Source organism: Desulfoconvexum algidum (assembly GCF_055382125.1).
Genome location: NZ_AP042394.1, coordinates 1,345,515 through 1,361,855 on the forward strand (window position 1 = coordinate 1,345,515; position 16,341 = coordinate 1,361,855).

Sequence of the window (16,341 nt, forward strand, 5' to 3'; positions counted from 1 at the left end):
CCTTAATCAGTCATAAATATTAGGGTAATAAATGAAATGATAAATTTGTTTAAAAGTCTTCTAACACTTTGCTTTTTTCCAGGAACTCATTAACCTCCTGGGTGGTTTTTCTTGCCATGGCCACGGTCTTTTCAAAACGCCGGCAAAAAGGGTCATCAATACCCAAAACTTTTGTTGCGTGTTCAAAGAGAGCTTCTCCTTCTATAAAATGGGCGGCCATTTGTTTGTGGAGTTTTTTACGTTCCTGGTGGCGCAGTTTTTCCGCCATTATTACCGATTCTAGTTTTTTAACAGAATATTCAACCAAAGCATCTCTGGGCATGTCATAGGTCTGAGAAATGGTGCTCAGGGCATCAATGGTTTTACGGCTCAGGACAAAGGTCTTCTGACGTCTGGGGATTTTTTGAAATTGTCGGATCCGGATGGTTTTGGCAATGTCGGAAAGGGCAGCCATGTCTTCAATGATATGATCAAACAAGGATTTTTGTTTGATGCCCATGTGTATGGCCACAAGCCCGATGGAATCAATGGCTTTCTGGGATAGCTTAAATGTTGCTCTTACCGATTGTTTCCCCCTCAGGTCAAACATGGCGGGTCCGAGAAACGGATCCTCTATTTTGGACATGATGCCTCCTTTCCGGGGCTTAATTATTAAATACACCTCAATACAAAAAGTAATATTGATTGATTATGATCTGAAGTTTACAATAAAAGTGAATCGGGATCAATACAAAATTTCTGGATGACCAAAATGTAATTTAATCAATGGAACGGACTTTTTCTTCGGCTTTACGGGCTTTGTCAAGATACCCTTTTGTTTCAGGATTATGTGGGTTTATGTTTAATGCCTCCTTCCATTTCTCAATGGAAGCCTTTATATCTCCCTGCCCGAAAAGCTGTAGCCCTTCATTTGTGAGAAGTTTACCCAATTTTTTCTTTATGGTTTTATGGGAAGGCACAATATCAAGGCCCTGGAGCCAGGAAGTCTTTGCAAGGGTCAGCTGTCCTTCCTCAAAATAGGCTTGGCCTGTCATTAAATAATATTTCGCCAGGTTTAAATCTTCTTTTGCCGGGCCTTTGCTGATTTTTTCTTTTTTCCGAAGGGGTTTTAGATTTTTAGGTGTTTCTTTTAAGTCGATGGCGTCCAGATTCTGTTTTAGTAGGAGAGATGGTTTGTGGTCGGGATATAATTTAAGCACTTCGTCAAGATGATTTCGGGCCTTGTCTTTATGACCGTTTAACAATTCGACAATGCCTTTTTGCAAATACCATTGAGCCGTGACAAGCCGATCATTGATACGCCAGAGTAATTTTCTGGCCGACAGATCTTCCAACAGCTTGGGATCTGCCTCAAGCATTGCCATCAACGCTTTGTCATATTGTCTGTGTTCATAAAGCTTTTGGGGGTCCATATTTTTAGCGGCAGTGGCAGCATGGGGTATTGCTTTGGTTTCAACCGGTTTGCTGTTTAAAAAAGTGTTCCCTGCACAGGCGTTTAAAAACAAGCCCATGAAGAGGATTAGAAAAGGCAAGATACGGTTCATTGACAACTCCTAGTTTAAGGCAGCCGGATTCTTTGTCGTGGATGCCTTTGAAAAGGTCTCATCATAAAGCCACACCCTTCCCCGACTGGAGATTTCAAGGCGTTCGTCCAGGGACTCACGGTTCTCAAAGAAGGGCTGGGCTTCCAGGAAAGCATCCACAATATCAGGATCAAACTGGTTGCCTCGTTCTTCTTTTATAATACCCAGGGCTTTTTTTTCTTCCATATGTCTTCTGTAGGGACGGTTGGACGTCATGGCATCATAACTATCTGCAACTGCCAGGATTTTTCCTGCCCGAGATATTTGATTTCCGTGAAGACCATTGGGGTATCCCTTGCCGTCAAACCGTTCATGGTGGACAATGATAATCTCCCTTTCTTTGGATAGAAACAGCACTGGTTCTAAAATTTCCCAGGCAATCATGGGGTGACGGGCAATGTGATTGAATTCATCTGAATCAAGACGGCCGGGCTTGCAAAGGATTTCCTTGTCAACACCGATTTTCCCCAAATCATGCAGCTGGCCGGCCAGAACCAATTGTTTTACAAAGGCCTTGTCCATTCCCATGTGAAGGGCGATTTGTTCTGAATAATAGGCGACTCGGTCACAATGTCCCCTTGTATAGGGATCACTTGCTTCCACAGCAGCACTGAGAGCCATGACAGACTGAAGGTATCCTTCTTCCGCGTTTTGGTTTGCCTGGTCCAGGCCTTGGGCCATCTTATTAAATACCTTACCCAGTTTTCGGAGTTCTTCTCCTCCGCGTTCATGAACCCGCACACTCAGATCACCCTGTCCAATTTTAACGGCAGCCTGACTCAGGATGCCCAAAGGTTCAAGCTGATTGCCGATGACATGGATGATGAGATAACAGCCAAAACCGCTGAACAACAGAGCTGCTGTAAAAATTCCCATCCCAAGCTTTGCGGTTTTTTCAAGCATGGGTGATATATCCATTGTCAGCAAAGCAGTGCCGATTTTTTTGCCGTTGACTAGAATCGGTTTGCTCTCTGTTAATTGATTCTTCGCTGGGATTGTGGTTTTTTTCAGCACACTATTTCCGGGAAGAACAGCGTTCCCTATCTTTTTGATATCCGAATGGATCAGTGCCTTTCCTTCATGATCCAAAATACCGGCAGACAAGACACCGGGGTTTTTAAGTTCGGTAAAGACCAACACGCTCAGTTGCATTTCATCACTGTCCAACAATGCGGCACCGGCATTTATGGCAAGGTTTTTAGATAGGGTGCCTGCATTTTCTTTGAGCTGGTTGAAAAGAAACTCTTTTTTGTAATCATAAAAGGTGACACCGGCCATGATGGACAATGCAATGGTGGCGGAACAAAACAATGCACTTAGCTTGAATTTTATTGTTCTGAAAATTGTTGATTTTTTTAAGTGAAGTGTCAAACGCTACCTATCTTAAATGTTAGAAAAAAATCTATATATCTATAGAAATCATCTGGTTATGTCAAGATAATTATTCAGATACAGCTCTCCAAAAATAGACTGCAAATCCAGAAGCCAAGAACGGCAATGATGAAAATCGTCTCCTTGCCGCTGGGCTCAAATTCAGGGTCGGTCCGGTCCTCACCATAGCACCTGGCTTCCATGGCAAGGATGAGGTGATCGGCGGACAAAAAGGTTTTTTTTAAGAGGGGCAGGGTCAGGCGGGTAAACCGTTTTACCGGGTTTTTCTCCAGGTTTCCGCACCGGGAATGGATGGCATTACGGGTTTCTTCGGCCTGTTGTAAAATAAGGGGCAAAAAACCCAGGGCAAGGCTGATCATAACGGCCACCCGTTTTTCCGGAACAAAGGGGATGGGTTTTAAATACCATTGGGCCGCATTCTTCAGACTGGCAGATCGGGTGGTGGCAGAAAATAGAAGCCCCGTGATCATGACCAGGAAGAATCGAAGGGCAACAAGGGCTCCTTGGTAAAGACCCTGGGAGCTTATGGTTATCCCATGGAAGGAAGCAAGAGAATTCCCGGGTATGGCCATTCCCCGGGCAAGGATGATCAAGGATAGCAACAAGATAAAATATTTCAGGTGTTTCAAGGTGTGCCCCATTGGAAGTCTGATTTGTTTCAGGAAAAAAAACAGTATCACAAGGCAGATGAAACAGGCAGGGAAGCCTGCATTCAATATGGCAAGGCTCATCATGCAGACCAGGAAAAATTTGCACCGGGGATCCAGGCAATGCAGGCTTGAACTGCCCGGTCTGAACATAAAGGGATTTAAGGTCGCCATGGGGGAGAGCTTTCCGTGATTTTACAGGTACAGGGTTCTTTTATTCCATGGGATTCAAGTTTTCCCAGCAGGCCTGCAATTGATCCGTCTTCCACAAGCCGGCCGTCTGCCATGATGAGCAGGCGGGAGGCACAGTTCAAAAGTGTTTCCACGTCATGGGTTGCCATGATGATGGTCTGGCCCTTTTTGTTCAGATCAAAAATAAGGGTCAAAAGGGATTGGGTGCCCGGGTAGTCCAGGTTGGCAAAGGGTTCGTCAAAGATAATGATCTCAGGATCCATTGCCAGGATGCCGGCTATGGCCAGTTTTCTTTTTTCGCCGCCGGAAAGGGTGGCCGGATTCCGGTCTTTTAATCCGATCAGACCCAGTTGATCCAGTATCTGAGTGACCTTTCTATTAATAAGGCTGCGCTCAAGGTTTAAATTTTCAGGGCCAAAGGCCACCTCGTCAAATACAGTGTCCCCTACAATTTGGGTATCTGCATCTTGGAATACCATGCCGATGGTTTTTCGGGTGAGGGTCAGATCCTTTAAAATATTTTTCCCATGGAGTTGAATCTCTCCTTTTGAGGGCCTGAGAAGACCGTTTAAATGTCTTATCAGGGTTGTCTTCCCCGAACCGTTCTGGCCGGCCAGGATGATAAAATCCTGCTTGAAAATAGAAAAAGTAATATCGAAGATTCCACTGTTTCCATCGGGGTAGCTGTGGGTGAGGTGCTTTATTTCAAGAAGGGGGATTGCCATGTGAAATACCTTTACCTGCCTTTTATCCTGGGATTTTTTGTTTGGATATCGGTTCTTTTTGGTCTCGGCTATTTAATCAGGGGCCTGATTTTTTTTGCCATAAAGGCTGCCGCCGCAATTTTCAGCCCATCCCCGATTAAAAAAGGAACCATGCCGGCAGCAATCGCTTTTTGCCAGGACAGGGAAAAGGCCATTTTTAACCAGGGAACACCAATGGCATAAACAACTAAAGAGCCCGTTATCATGGCAAGCACATCTGCTGTAATACTTTTTTTTTGTCCCTTTGAAATGGTGCCGGTTATAAAAACTGCCGGCAGATACGCAAGGAGGTATCCGCCGGTGGGCCCGAATAATTTTCCGATACCAGAGGTGCCCCCGGCAAAAACAGGGAATCCTGCAAGGCCGATCAGAAGATAGATACCCACACAGGCAAGTCCCCAGACAGGACCCAGAATGATCCCGGCCAGCAGGACAAACATGTTCTGCAAGACAATGGGGACAGGCCCCATGGGGATGGCGATAAAGGCACCCATGGCGATCAGGGCGACAAAAAGGGCAGTATATACGGTCATTTTAAGCTGGCTGGAAGGGGGCATCATTTTTCCTTTTATGTGTGGAAACAATCACCATAAATTATTTTTTTCCGATTTTGCTGGTCATCTTCAATGATCAATGCGCCAGTTTCATCTACATCAACGGCGGTTCCTTCATGGAAGCTGTCAAAGGTCTCAACCCGGACGCGGCTGCCGAGGGTGCTGGTTTGTTCTTTCCATTGAGCGATTATTTTTGTGGGATTAATGGTTTGAATTCTGTTTTTAAATTCCAATAAAAAAGCGGTCAGAATTTGTTTGCGGGACACCTTCTTTTTCAAAATATTTTTCAGGGAAACAGCTTTAAATTCTTTGTTGGAAGGATCATTATTGACATTGATGCCAATGCCGATCACCAAAAACTGAACCATGTCCCCACGAGTTTCCATCTCCGAGAGCATGCCGGAAAGTTTTTTTCCCTCGAGCAAAAGATCATTGGGCCATTTTACACTGATATCCAGATCAAATAATTTTTTTAACACCCGGGACAGGCTCAGGGATGCTGCAAAATTGTAGATATACACCAGGGGCGGTGGTTCAAGGGGCTTTAGGATAAGGGTAAACCAGAGTCCGCCTTTATCGGATACCCATTCCCGGTTGAGACGGCCCCTTCCCTTTGTCTGGTGCTCGGCCACCACACAGCTTAAATGGGGGGTGCCTTCCCTGGCAAGGATTTTGGCTATGTCCATGGTGGTTTCAACTTCCTGGAAATGGTGGATCTGTTCCCTGACAGACGGCTCAAAACAAAAGGGAAGCAGCAGGTCTTCGGGGTGGGGAAGTGCATATCCATTGGGCCCGGAATCAATGGCGAAACCACTTTGTTTTAACGCCGCAATATGTTTCCATACCGCCACCCGGGAAATACCCGTTGCCTCACTGATTTTTACCCCGGATATTGTGCCGCCACCATGCCGGTAAAGCAGTTCCAGGATCATCTGTTTTTTATCTATTGTCTTGTTAACCATAATAAGAATAGTTGGTTAACAAGATTCGGGGAACAGGTCAAGAAAAATTTTATTCCGATCAGTGAAATTGGGATCTAAAAAACAATGTAAAACATGGTAAAAAAATGGAATCTGTAGTATTTGTGATGGGACGAAGGCAGTCCCCGAGAAGATAGGTGAACAGGCTCAAGCACTAATAAATATCGAGTTGGAAATACGATGGTGTCAATACAGCAAAGGATTCTGGTAGTAGATGATGATGAAGCCATCAGAGATGCATTGATGGAAATTTTGGAAGATGATTATGATGTCACAAGTGTCGACAGCGGGTTCAAAGCCCTTGCCCAGATCAAAGCCCAGATATTTGACCTTATTTTTCTGGACATTGTCATGCCTGAAATGGATGGGATTGAAACCTTAAAGCAGATCAAGGCCCATGACAAAAATCTGGATGTCATTATGATTTCTGCTGTGGATCGCGCCCAGGAAGCCACGGATTCAATTCGGCTGGGTGCCTATGACTATATTACCAAACCATTTGACCATGAAATTATATTGAACCGGGTGGACAAGGTTTTGTTAAATCGGAACCTTGTAAAAGAGGTCCGCTTTCATCGTTCCGAGGCTGCTTCCGGGGCGGAAAAGACCCAGATTATCAGCCGATCAAAAAACATGGCCCTGGTTTTTGATTTGGTTGAAAAAGTGGCAAAAACATCCAGTAATGTACTGATCACAGGTGAGAGCGGAACGGGTAAGGAGCTTATTGCAAGGGCCGTTCACAGGTCAAGTCTCCGTCACGAAAAACCCTTTGTTGCCATTAATTGTGCGGCCATACCGGCAGAACTCATGGAAGCCGAGTTGTTCGGTCATGAAAAAGGTGCCTTTACCGGCGCTCACAAACAGAGCATGGGCAAATTTGAATTTGCCCACCAGGGCACCATTTTTCTGGATGAAATTTCCAGCTTGAAATCTGAGTTCCAGGCAAAGTTGCTAAGATTTATCCAGGAACGCGAATTTACCCGGGTGGGCAGCCATCAAACCATTAAGGTGGATGTCAGAATTGTGGTGGCCACCAACACCAGCCTGGATGAGATGGTCAAGGAGGGGACGTTCAGAGAGGATCTTTATTTCAGGCTGAATGTGGTGCCGGTACTGCTGCCACCCCTTCGCAGCCGCAAGGGGGATGTTCCCATTCTGGCCGATTTTTTTCTGGACCGGTTTAACCGTCAGATGAATAAACGCATAAAAGGATTTACGCCGGATGCCATTGCCGTGCTCGAAGCCTATCCCTGGCCCGGCAATATCCGGGAACTGGAAAACCTTATCGAACGGATGGTGGTGTTGGGGGAAGAAAACCAATTTATTGATGAGAAAGATCTACCCTTTGATCTTTTGTTCCATGGGGAATCTGAACGAGGGGAGCAAAAAGGGACTAGGGAAAACAAGGGATTGGTCCAGGCCCGCCACGCCTTTGAACGTCTTTACATCCTGCGGGCCCTTCAAAATTGCAGGTGGAACCAGACCATGGCAGCAAATATTCTGGGTATTCATAGAAATACCCTTATTCAAAAAATGAAAGCCCTGGATCTTGCCCGGGACCAGCGGGAGGATTAATCTTGTATTCCCGGCAGACGAATTGAAAAACAACTGCCCTGGTCTTCCTGGCTTTTTGCTTCGATCTGTCCCCCATGTTCCGAGATAACCTTGTGGGTGATGGCCAGTCCCAGTCCGGTTCCCTTTGCCTTGGTGGTAAAAAATGGGGTGAAAATACTTTGGGCCAGATCTGGTGAAAACCCGGAGCCTGTGTCTTGGAAATATAAGGTTACCCATTTGTCCTTGCACGAGGCACCAACGGTTAGCGTTCCCCCATCCGGCATGGCCTGTGCCCCATTTTTAAGCAGATTTATAAATACTTTTTCAAGCTGATCTGAATCCACCATGACCCTGGGCAATTCATTGGGAACCTCCCATTGGCAGTCAATACCCCTCTCCATAAAATCGGCTTCCATTAATTCAATGCTCTGTTCCAGCAATGCCCGGATATCTGTCCGTTTGAAATTGAATTTGGGGGGCCGTGACAACTCTAACAGTTCTTCAATGAGATTGTTGAGCCGGTTGATCTCCCTGGGAACGGTTCTTTGAAATTTTTCCAGGAAACCTGGTTTTTTGATTTTTTTGGGCAGCAGTGCCACATAGGTTTTGATGGCAGAAAGGGGATTTCTGATTTCATGGGCCATGCCGGCAGCCAGGGTTCCCAAATCTGCAAGCCGTTGGCTCTGTCGGATTTGCGCTTCTAATTTTTTTAGCACCGTAATATCGTTGAGGTTAAAGATGATCTGACGGGGTTTCTTTTGATCGGATTCAAGAATACCGGCACCGACCAGCAGCACCTGGGTCGTGTCATCTCTTTGCAGATGGATTTCTTGTTGGCTTCTGGTGGAAGGTTTTTCAAGGGATTGTCGCAGATAGTCTGCAAAGGGTATCTCTTGACTGAAAAGTTCCAAAACATGACACCCTTTTACAACTTTGCTATTGGAAAGACCCAAGATGGTATGGGCCGCCGGATTTATGGCCGTAACAATCCCCTCCACATCAACAGCCAAAAGGCCGTCCCCCATTGTGGCGAGTATTTTCTCTGCATATTGCTGCAATTGTTGGATCTCTTTGAGCTGGTTTTCCAATTGCTGTTTTTGAGCAAGGGTTTCCTGGATCATAAAGGAAAAATTGTTTGCCAGAATTTCCACCTCATCCCGGGTGTGAATGGAAATGGATTGTTTTAAATTGCCCTGAGCAGCTTCAATAGTAGCGTTTACCAATGTTTCCAAAGGCCTTGTGACCCGCTGGGCAACCCAGTTTGCGATCAAGATCCCAATGGCAAGGGCCAGGGATCCCAGGATAAGGATACTCCAGAGGGTCTGGCGGATTTGCTGGTGCATCAGTTCAAGGGATAAACGGATCCGGATGGTTCCCCATTGGTCTTGGGAACCGGGGAGGTAAACAGGCACCGCCACATCCATCACCGGGGTGTGGCCGGGTTCAGGCACCTGGACGGTTACCAAGGGTTTTTTTGCCTCAATTGCCTTCAGGCTGATTTCGTCGGTCAGGAGGGTGTTTTGTAGATCGGGTCTTCCGCTGTAACCGGCAACCCTCCCCTCCTTGTCATGGATAATGACATAAAAAATTTCAGGATTGTTTACCGCCTGGTTTACCAGTTTTTCCAGGGCAACATAGTTATAGGTGATCAAGTGATCAACGGATATGGCAGCAAGATTTTTTGCAATGGCCAGTCCCTGTCTTTCAATCCGACCCTGTATGGTTCGGGTTTGCATGATTCCCAGAACAAGGGCAAGGGTGGTCAGCAAAAGGAGAAGCATGAGGGATGTGATGAGGATGAATCGATAGCGCAGGGACACAAATTTGGGTTTTTTAAAATTTTTTCCTTTGCCGCGGGACAACGTCCTCTGTGGTTTTATCAGGCTCACGTATTTCCTTTATCTGGTTTCACTTGCTCGTTGGGAATTTGTCCAGCCAAATTCGGTTGAGGGGCATGGTATGGGCTCCCAGGGCGCTTACATTAACGGATTTAACATAGGGCTGATACACCCGGTCCACGCTCATATAAAAAAGCGGTATAAGGGGCGTCGATGCCATTATGCTGGCTTCGATTTTTTGATACATCCTGGCTCGCTCAACCGGGTCTACGATTCCCCTTGCAGTTAAGAGCAGTTTGTCCACCTTCTCATCTTGAAATTTCATAAAATTGCTGGGCGATTCAGAGGCAAAAAGAGAATATAAAAAACTGTCCGGGTCGGGCATATCCGCTGACCAGGCATACCGGTAAATTTGAACCTTGTCTGATTTTAGATAGGCTTCAAATTTATCCCAATCTGTTATGTATTTAATCTTGATCTTTAATCCGAGTCCTGACCAAAATTTTTTGATCATGGCCATTTCCTGTTCTACCCTGGGGGTTTTAAAGGCGGAGACAATTTCCAGTTCAGGCAGATCTTCAATGGGCTTGGCAAAGGCCTGTTTCAAGTGTTGCCGGGCAAGGTCCAGGTTATTGTCCTCCGTCCGGTTCAAGGGCGTATACCCCGGCATGCCGGGGGGTAAAATGGTTCTGGCAATTTCAAATTGGCCCTTATACACCTGGTTGACAAATTGATGGCGATCAACGGCAATGGAAAGGGCTTTTCGAAGGTCGGGATTTGCAAGGTTGGGATGTTTTGTGTTCATGCCGTAAAAAAAGAGGCTCAAGGAGGGCCTGTGAAACCATTGAAGCCCTTTGATTCCTGCCAGTTTTTCTCGAACATCCCCATACACGGCCATCTCTTCAATCTTGCCCTGTTGAAAATCTGTTAATTCCTTTAACGCCTGTCCTTTTGGGTAAATTTTATAGTGAATTTCCTTTAGGTAAGCTGGTTGGGCATAATAATCAGTAAATCGGCCCAGGCAGATGGATTGATCCCACTCCCATGACACAAACCTGAAGGGGCCGGTTCCTATTGGATGGTTCGCAAAGTCATTTCCCAACCGGAGGACCTCTTTTTTGGGAACAATGGCAGCCTGGTACATGCCCAGGGCCGTTAGAAAGGGGACATGGGACTCATTGAGGCGGACCGTGAAAATTCTGTTGTTTTCAATTTTCAGGCCGGGAACTATTTCTATAATGCCATCCCTGTATTCCTTTGCACCATCAATTTTAAGCAGATGGGGCAGCACAGCAGGAGCAGGGTCTGCCCGCAAAAGCCGGGTAATGGAAAAAATTACATCCTCGGAGGTGACGGGGTCCAGGTTATGAAACCGGGCGTTTTCTCTCAGGATAAATCGGTATTCTTTTCCGTTTTTTGTTACCTGCCAGGTTTCAGCCAGGGCCGGTAAAACAGAAAGATATGGGTCAAACCGAACCAAGTTATCAAAAACTTGATGGACAATTGCCTCGCCATAGTTGTCTTGAACATAGGCAGGATCAAGGGTAGCAGGGTTGTTGGGTAAGGGTAAGCGATAAATACCTCCCTGGATGGGTACCGTTCCGGATAGGAGTGTTTTTTCTTCTTCATCTTGGTTTGTACAGCCGGGTAGGAAAATTAAACTCAAAGAAAAAAAAATAGACAACAACAGGGAAGACAGGACGGGTAACTTCATTTTTTCTCCTTAAACCATACGTATTAAAGAGGAAAAAAGTTACCATAGGAACAGTATATATGCAAGCAGGCAAATTTTTGAAAAAAACTATTCGCTATGCTTCTAAAAAAAGCACGGACAAAATGTCCCGTGCTTTTTTTTTAGAATCTGAATTGATGCATCTGTACTGGTCTTTAAAAAGATTCTAGTAGGGACCACCACCGCCAGAGGCTAATACGGGCATTGCATATCCGGCTACCAACACACCAATTACAAAAACTGATACCAATAATTTTTTCATAATGATCTCCTTTACTCAGATTGATTAAACTTAACGATACAATTTTCAACATGTTGCTCCTTTCTTTAGCAAGACAGAGGCCAGGTTGAATTTTATGGAAAATTAGTTTTTAACCATCTGAATTTATAGTAGTATTTCTGTATGTTTAGGGATATAGCTAAAAAGGGATCCCCTCGAAATGCACATTTCCATGTGCAAGTAAAATCGCAAATGGTGAACGAGGGATCTTCTTATGTTTTTTGTCTTCTTTTGGATCGTATTGAATCCTGTTCTGCACATTCTGCACATAAAAATGTGCAGAATGTCTCTATTTATATGCATCCAATATATTTTTAAAATTCAAGTAGTTATGTTTTTATCTCTTGCTTGGGGCTATGGCTGCCCATAAATATGTGCATCCATTTGAATTTTGTCAGGATTTTTTGGGTTGAAAAAATGTCCATATTTAATATAAATTCAATTACTTATGCTGTTGTTGTCTTGTTGAAAATTCCTGGCACAATCATTGCTCCTCTATATCGTCATGTGAATATGAATATTCAAAACTTTGGGCGCTTTGAGGAAATAAATTTACGGGGAGATTAACCCAATGCATTTAATATGAGCCGGGTTGCAGCATGATTTTAGATACCGGCTTAGGGAGTTGAATCAATTTTTCTTGAATACTTTAGCAGACACCAATCCATTGGATGATTTGAATTTGGATGATTTTAATTTAGAACAAAGGCGTGATGAAAAATTTTTGAGACCCCCGGCAAGAACAGAAGATAGGGGGCCTGTTCACTATTCAAACGCCAATGAAATTCCCTGCGTTTCTGACTGTTTTGACTTTCTTCGTGAAAACCAAGGGTCTTTTGACTTTTTTTCATATTTGAAGCACCTTGAACAGGAAAATGAAGAATTGAAACACCAGCTTCAACAGACACAGAAAATGGAAGCCATTGGTGACCTTTCAAGCGGTATTGTCCATGATTTTAACAATATCCTTCATCCCATCATTGGGAACCTTGAAATGTTGATAGAAAATACTGCCCATGACACCAAGCTTCAAAAGCCCCTTAAAAATGTTCTTAAAGGAGCAAACAGGGCCAGCGCACTTGTAAAACAAATTCTTAGTTTCAGTCATCGGGCAGAACTTGAGATCCGTCCTGTAAAAATTCAGCTCATCGTCAGGGAGGTCATAAAATTGAGCCGGTCAATCCTGCCGGCCACCATTAAAATTATCCAGTCCATTGATGATGAATGCGGACCCGCCATGGTAGATGCCACCCACATTCATCAGATTGTCATGAATTTGATTACCAATGCTGCCCATGCAATGCGGCATAAAGATGGGATACTTGATATTTCATTAAAAGAAATTCAAGTTATGGGAAGTGGCCCCAAAGACGTGTCCTTGGAACCGGGAGCCTATGTCTGTTTGTCCATTGCCGATACAGGGGAGGGAATAGATGTTTCCATTATAAACAAAGTGTTTGAACCCTATTTTACAACCAAAAAAACGGGTACGGGACTCGGATTATCGATAATTTTCCGTATTGTAAAAAATTATGGCGGAGATATCTGTGTTACCAGTGCATCTGGCAGGGGCAGCTGTTTTCAGGTCTATATTCCCAGGTGTCATCTGCCTTTTTCAAACATCCCATCCATGGGGGATGCGCAACCAGATCAGCAGGGGTGCGAATCGATTCTTTTTGTTGATGATGACCCTTTTATCGTGGAGTTTCAGCAAGAGTTTTTTGAAAATTTTGGGTACCGTGTCACCCCCTTTGTCAGCAGTGTTGATGCATTTAATGAATTTAAATCCCGACCAAAAGATTTTGACATTGTTATTTGTGATATGACAATGCCGAACATGACAGGCCTGGAAATGGCAACCAAAATAAAAAAAATCAGACCGGATATCCCGGTTATTATCAGTACTGGTTTTAGTGAAACAATTAATAAAAAAAATTTTCAGGAAATGGGTATTGATGGTTTTTTAATGAAACCTGGAAAACAGGAAACATCCTTAAAATTGATTCGTCACCTCCTGGATAAATCCGAAAATTTTTCTTATGAATGAACTTAGGAAAATCAGTCCCCCAATGATCCTTTATCCAGTGTGAAGGTCCTTTTGTCGAGTACAAATAGTAAATTTTTTTTGTGAGTCAATTTTCAGCAGTGATACCATGTTTTATCGCAGAATTTTGCTATAAGTTTCCCAAATTTAAAAAATTATTTAATACGTCAAATGAAACCTGGTTTATGTTTGATTTTATCGGTTGGTCAGGATATGTTTATTTTGGTGAAGTTCCTTTTTTTGTTTGCCCCTTTAGCGCGAAACGCGAAATAGTTATATCCTTCGAAACAAAAGGAAATTTATGGTTTTATTATTTCAGGTGGGTATTCCAAGCTGTCAATATTTTATAAAGATTGAAATTTTATCTTAATTTGAATCGGTGTGTCCAAAATAATTGAAAAGGAGGTTGATAATGAATAAACCCAACAGAGAAAAGACCCCTGAATCGTCTATCCGCAATGATAAAAGTTCCGCGGGAAATGAGTTAACTGAAGTTGGTAATATGGATAAAATTCGTGACATTCTTTTTGGGAACCAGGCAAAAGATTATGAAAAACGCTTTGCCACAATGGAGAAGCGTCTTGGCCAGGAGGCCGGTGAACTCAAAGAAGAATTGCTAAAGCGTATTGATGCCCTGGAAACCTATACCAAGCAGGAAATAAAAGATATAAACGCACGGATTAAGAATGAATCAAATGAACGGGTTGACTCCCATAAAATGATTCAAGACGAATTAAAACAAGGGGTTGAGTCTTTAAATAAAAAAATAGTTACGGGAGAAGAAAATTTGGCGATAAAATCCACTGAACTCAGGGATCAGATCCTTTCCCAGTCAAAACAATTATCCGAAGAAATACTGTCCAGGTATGACAATGCCTCAAAAAACATGAAACTAACTGCCCAGGAACTTGACGATGCCAAGGTGAACCGTTCAGATTTGTCTGGGTTTTTTCTTGAACTTGCCATGCGGCTTTCCAATGATGGAAATACTGATTCAGTGGAAAAAATGAAGGGATAATACACCTGCCAACAAGAATTAAAGGCATTTTGACATGGGTTCAAACGCGGATGAAAGCAAAACGCTGAATGCACTAAAGGAGCTGCTGTTCAAATCTGAAAAGGAGCAGATCCTGCGGATAGAAAATCGCCTGGATGACCCCATGATAAGGGCTAAAGAAATCAGTCAGTCTCTTCCGGAAGCGATTTCTTTGTCTGTACTGGCCAACAATAAGCTCTCCCGTGTTATTCAACCCGTGATTGACGATGCCATAAAGATATCGGTGCAGAAAAATCCAAAGGCCCTTGCACAAGCATTAGCGCCCGTCCTTGGGCCGGGAATCCGGAAAGCCATTTCATCGACAATTATGGGAATGATTCAATCCCTTAATCAGATGTTGAATAACAGCGTTTCCATCCAGGGAATGAAATGGCGGTTTGAAGCATTTAGAACTCGAAAACAATTTGCTGAAGTTATTTTGCTCCATACCCTTGTTTACAAAGTGGAGCAGATATTTTTTATCCATGGAGAATCGGGAATTGTTCTGGACCATGTGGTTGCAAAGGATATTATTATTCAGGACCCGGATCTGGTCTCTGGTATGCTGACGGCAATCCAGGATTTTGTTAAAGATTCATTTGATACCGATGATGATCTGGACACACTGCGGATGGGATCCGATAAGAGTATCTGGATTGAAAAAGGAGAACATGCCTTGATTGCTGCGGTGATAAGGGGCACGCCTCCCTTTGATATGCGCATCAGGTACCGGGAACTCATCGAGGAAATTCATATTAAATCAGGTGCTGCCCTTGAAAAATTTGATGGGGATGTACTTCCATTTTCAATCTTTCGGGAACAATTAAAAGAGGGATTGCAATTCCAGGGAAAAAAAGAGACCCAACATCTCTCCCCCCTTCTCTGGGGTTTTTTCCTTGTGATCCTCTGTGGAGTGGGGATGTGGGGCTTCTCTGCATATACTACAAATCAGGCTTGGCATCAGTATTTAAATCAGATTGAGGCTCAAAAAGGTTTGATCATACTCTCTGCCCAAAAAAGAGAGGGAAAATATTTGATTACCGGCCTTCGGGATCCGTTGGCAACAGACCCTTTAAGTTTGCTTCACAATGACGCAATAGATCCTGTTTCCATTGAAAGCCGTTGGCAGACCTTTTACAGCCTTGATCCGCACTTTATTTTTCAACGGGCGAAATTTATTCTCAAGCCCCCTGAAACCATACAATTAGAACTCTTGGGAAATACGATTATCGCACAGGGCCACGCTTCACATACCTGGATTGAGAATTTTCAAAAAATAGCGCCCACCATTCCGGGAATCGATGGCTATAAGGATGACAAAATTCAAAATATTGACATGGTAGACTTAAATATTGCCCTAAAAGAACTCATGTCAATCCGGATTTATTTTGAAAATAATAGTACCGCTTTGGTCGAAAATCAGGAACATATTTTAGAGCAACTGCATAAATTAATTAACCGTATTCACAAATTGCAATCCAGAGTTGAAAGGTCTGTTCAGATTATTATTCTGGGACACACCGATTCTTCGGGCAATGAAAAATTGAACCAGCGATTGAGCCGGGACAGGGCTGAAAAAATTTTCAATAGCTTAATCATCCAGGGCATAAATCCGGCGTTTCTTTCCATTTCCGGTATTGGGACAAAAATTTTGTTAAAAGAAGAAAACAATACAGAGGACAAACAATTTAATCGGGCCGTAACATTTAAAATATTTTATGAACATTCAAAAGAGGGCCGCTAAC

Annotated in this window: 13 protein-coding genes; 4 read left to right on the forward strand and 9 right to left on the reverse strand. The window is 43.7% G+C overall.

What is annotated here, in order from left to right:
• Positions 1 to 49: 49 nt before the first annotated feature.
• The 7 genes from ACZ45G_RS06080 to ACZ45G_RS06110 all read right to left on the reverse strand — a co-directional run bounded on the left by ACZ45G_RS06080 (position 50) and on the right by ACZ45G_RS06110 (position 6,094).
• Entirely contained in the window at positions 50 to 625 is a 576-nt protein-coding gene (locus ACZ45G_RS06080) for a hypothetical protein (protein ID WP_464176025.1), read from the reverse strand.
• A 133-nt stretch (positions 626 to 758) separates the two neighbouring features.
• Complete coding sequence (locus ACZ45G_RS06085; protein ID WP_464176027.1) at positions 759 to 1,544, reverse strand: tetratricopeptide repeat protein; 786 nt, start codon at positions 1,542 to 1,544, stop codon at positions 759 to 761.
• Between the two features lie 9 nt (positions 1,545 to 1,553).
• On the reverse strand, positions 1,554 to 2,954 hold the full coding sequence (locus tag ACZ45G_RS06090) for an HD-GYP domain-containing protein (RefSeq protein ID WP_464176029.1): 1,401 nt from the start codon (positions 2,952 to 2,954) through the stop codon (positions 1,554 to 1,556).
• Positions 2,955 to 3,028: 74 nt separating this feature from the next.
• The gene (locus tag ACZ45G_RS06095; protein ID WP_464176031.1) at positions 3,029 to 3,796 is read right to left on the reverse strand and encodes an energy-coupling factor transporter transmembrane component T family protein; all 768 of its coding nucleotides are present in this window, start codon (positions 3,794 to 3,796) and stop codon (positions 3,029 to 3,031) included.
• Complete coding sequence (locus ACZ45G_RS06100) at positions 3,784 to 4,539, reverse strand: energy-coupling factor ABC transporter ATP-binding protein (protein WP_464176033.1); 756 nt, start codon at positions 4,537 to 4,539, stop codon at positions 3,784 to 3,786. Before ACZ45G_RS06100 ends, ACZ45G_RS06095 begins: the two co-directional genes overlap by 13 nt.
• 68 nt (positions 4,540 to 4,607) lie before the next feature.
• A complete protein-coding gene (locus ACZ45G_RS06105; protein WP_464176035.1) occupies positions 4,608 to 5,138 on the reverse strand; it encodes a biotin transporter BioY in 531 nt (176 codons plus the stop codon).
• Between the two features lie 8 nt (positions 5,139 to 5,146).
• Complete coding sequence (locus tag ACZ45G_RS06110) at positions 5,147 to 6,094, reverse strand: biotin--[acetyl-CoA-carboxylase] ligase (RefSeq protein WP_464176038.1); 948 nt, start codon at positions 6,092 to 6,094, stop codon at positions 5,147 to 5,149.
• A gap of 198 nt (positions 6,095 to 6,292) precedes the next feature.
• On the opposite strand from ACZ45G_RS06110, the gene ACZ45G_RS06115 reads away from it, so the two are divergent.
• Positions 6,293 to 7,687, forward strand: a complete 1,395-nt coding sequence (locus ACZ45G_RS06115) for a sigma-54-dependent transcriptional regulator (RefSeq protein ID WP_464176040.1) — start codon at positions 6,293 to 6,295, stop codon at positions 7,685 to 7,687.
• Here the strand turns inward: ACZ45G_RS06115 and ACZ45G_RS06120 are convergent.
• Both ACZ45G_RS06120 and ACZ45G_RS06125 read right to left on the reverse strand, forming a co-directional pair.
• A complete protein-coding gene (locus tag ACZ45G_RS06120; RefSeq protein ID WP_464176043.1) occupies positions 7,684 to 9,555 on the reverse strand; it encodes a sensor histidine kinase in 1,872 nt (623 codons plus the stop codon). The two genes, ACZ45G_RS06115 and ACZ45G_RS06120, sit on opposite strands and share 4 nt — an antisense overlap.
• 19 nt (positions 9,556 to 9,574) lie before the next feature.
• On the reverse strand, positions 9,575 to 11,218 hold the full coding sequence (locus ACZ45G_RS06125) for an ABC transporter substrate-binding protein (RefSeq protein WP_464176045.1): 1,644 nt from the start codon (positions 11,216 to 11,218) through the stop codon (positions 9,575 to 9,577).
• Positions 11,219 to 12,156: 938 nt separating this feature from the next.
• Between ACZ45G_RS06125 and ACZ45G_RS06130 the strand changes: the two genes are divergently transcribed.
• The 3 genes from ACZ45G_RS06130 (at position 12,157) to ACZ45G_RS06140 (ending at position 16,340) form a co-directional block, all read left to right on the forward strand.
• The gene (locus ACZ45G_RS06130; RefSeq protein WP_464176048.1) at positions 12,157 to 13,563 is read left to right on the forward strand and encodes a hybrid sensor histidine kinase/response regulator; all 1,407 of its coding nucleotides are present in this window, start codon (positions 12,157 to 12,159) and stop codon (positions 13,561 to 13,563) included.
• A 409-nt stretch (positions 13,564 to 13,972) separates the two neighbouring features.
• A complete protein-coding gene (locus ACZ45G_RS06135; protein ID WP_464176050.1) occupies positions 13,973 to 14,578 on the forward strand; it encodes a hypothetical protein in 606 nt (201 codons plus the stop codon).
• A 34-nt stretch (positions 14,579 to 14,612) separates the two neighbouring features.
• A complete protein-coding gene (locus ACZ45G_RS06140; RefSeq protein ID WP_464176052.1) occupies positions 14,613 to 16,340 on the forward strand; it encodes an OmpA family protein in 1,728 nt (575 codons plus the stop codon).
• Position 16,341: the final 1 nt, after the last annotated feature.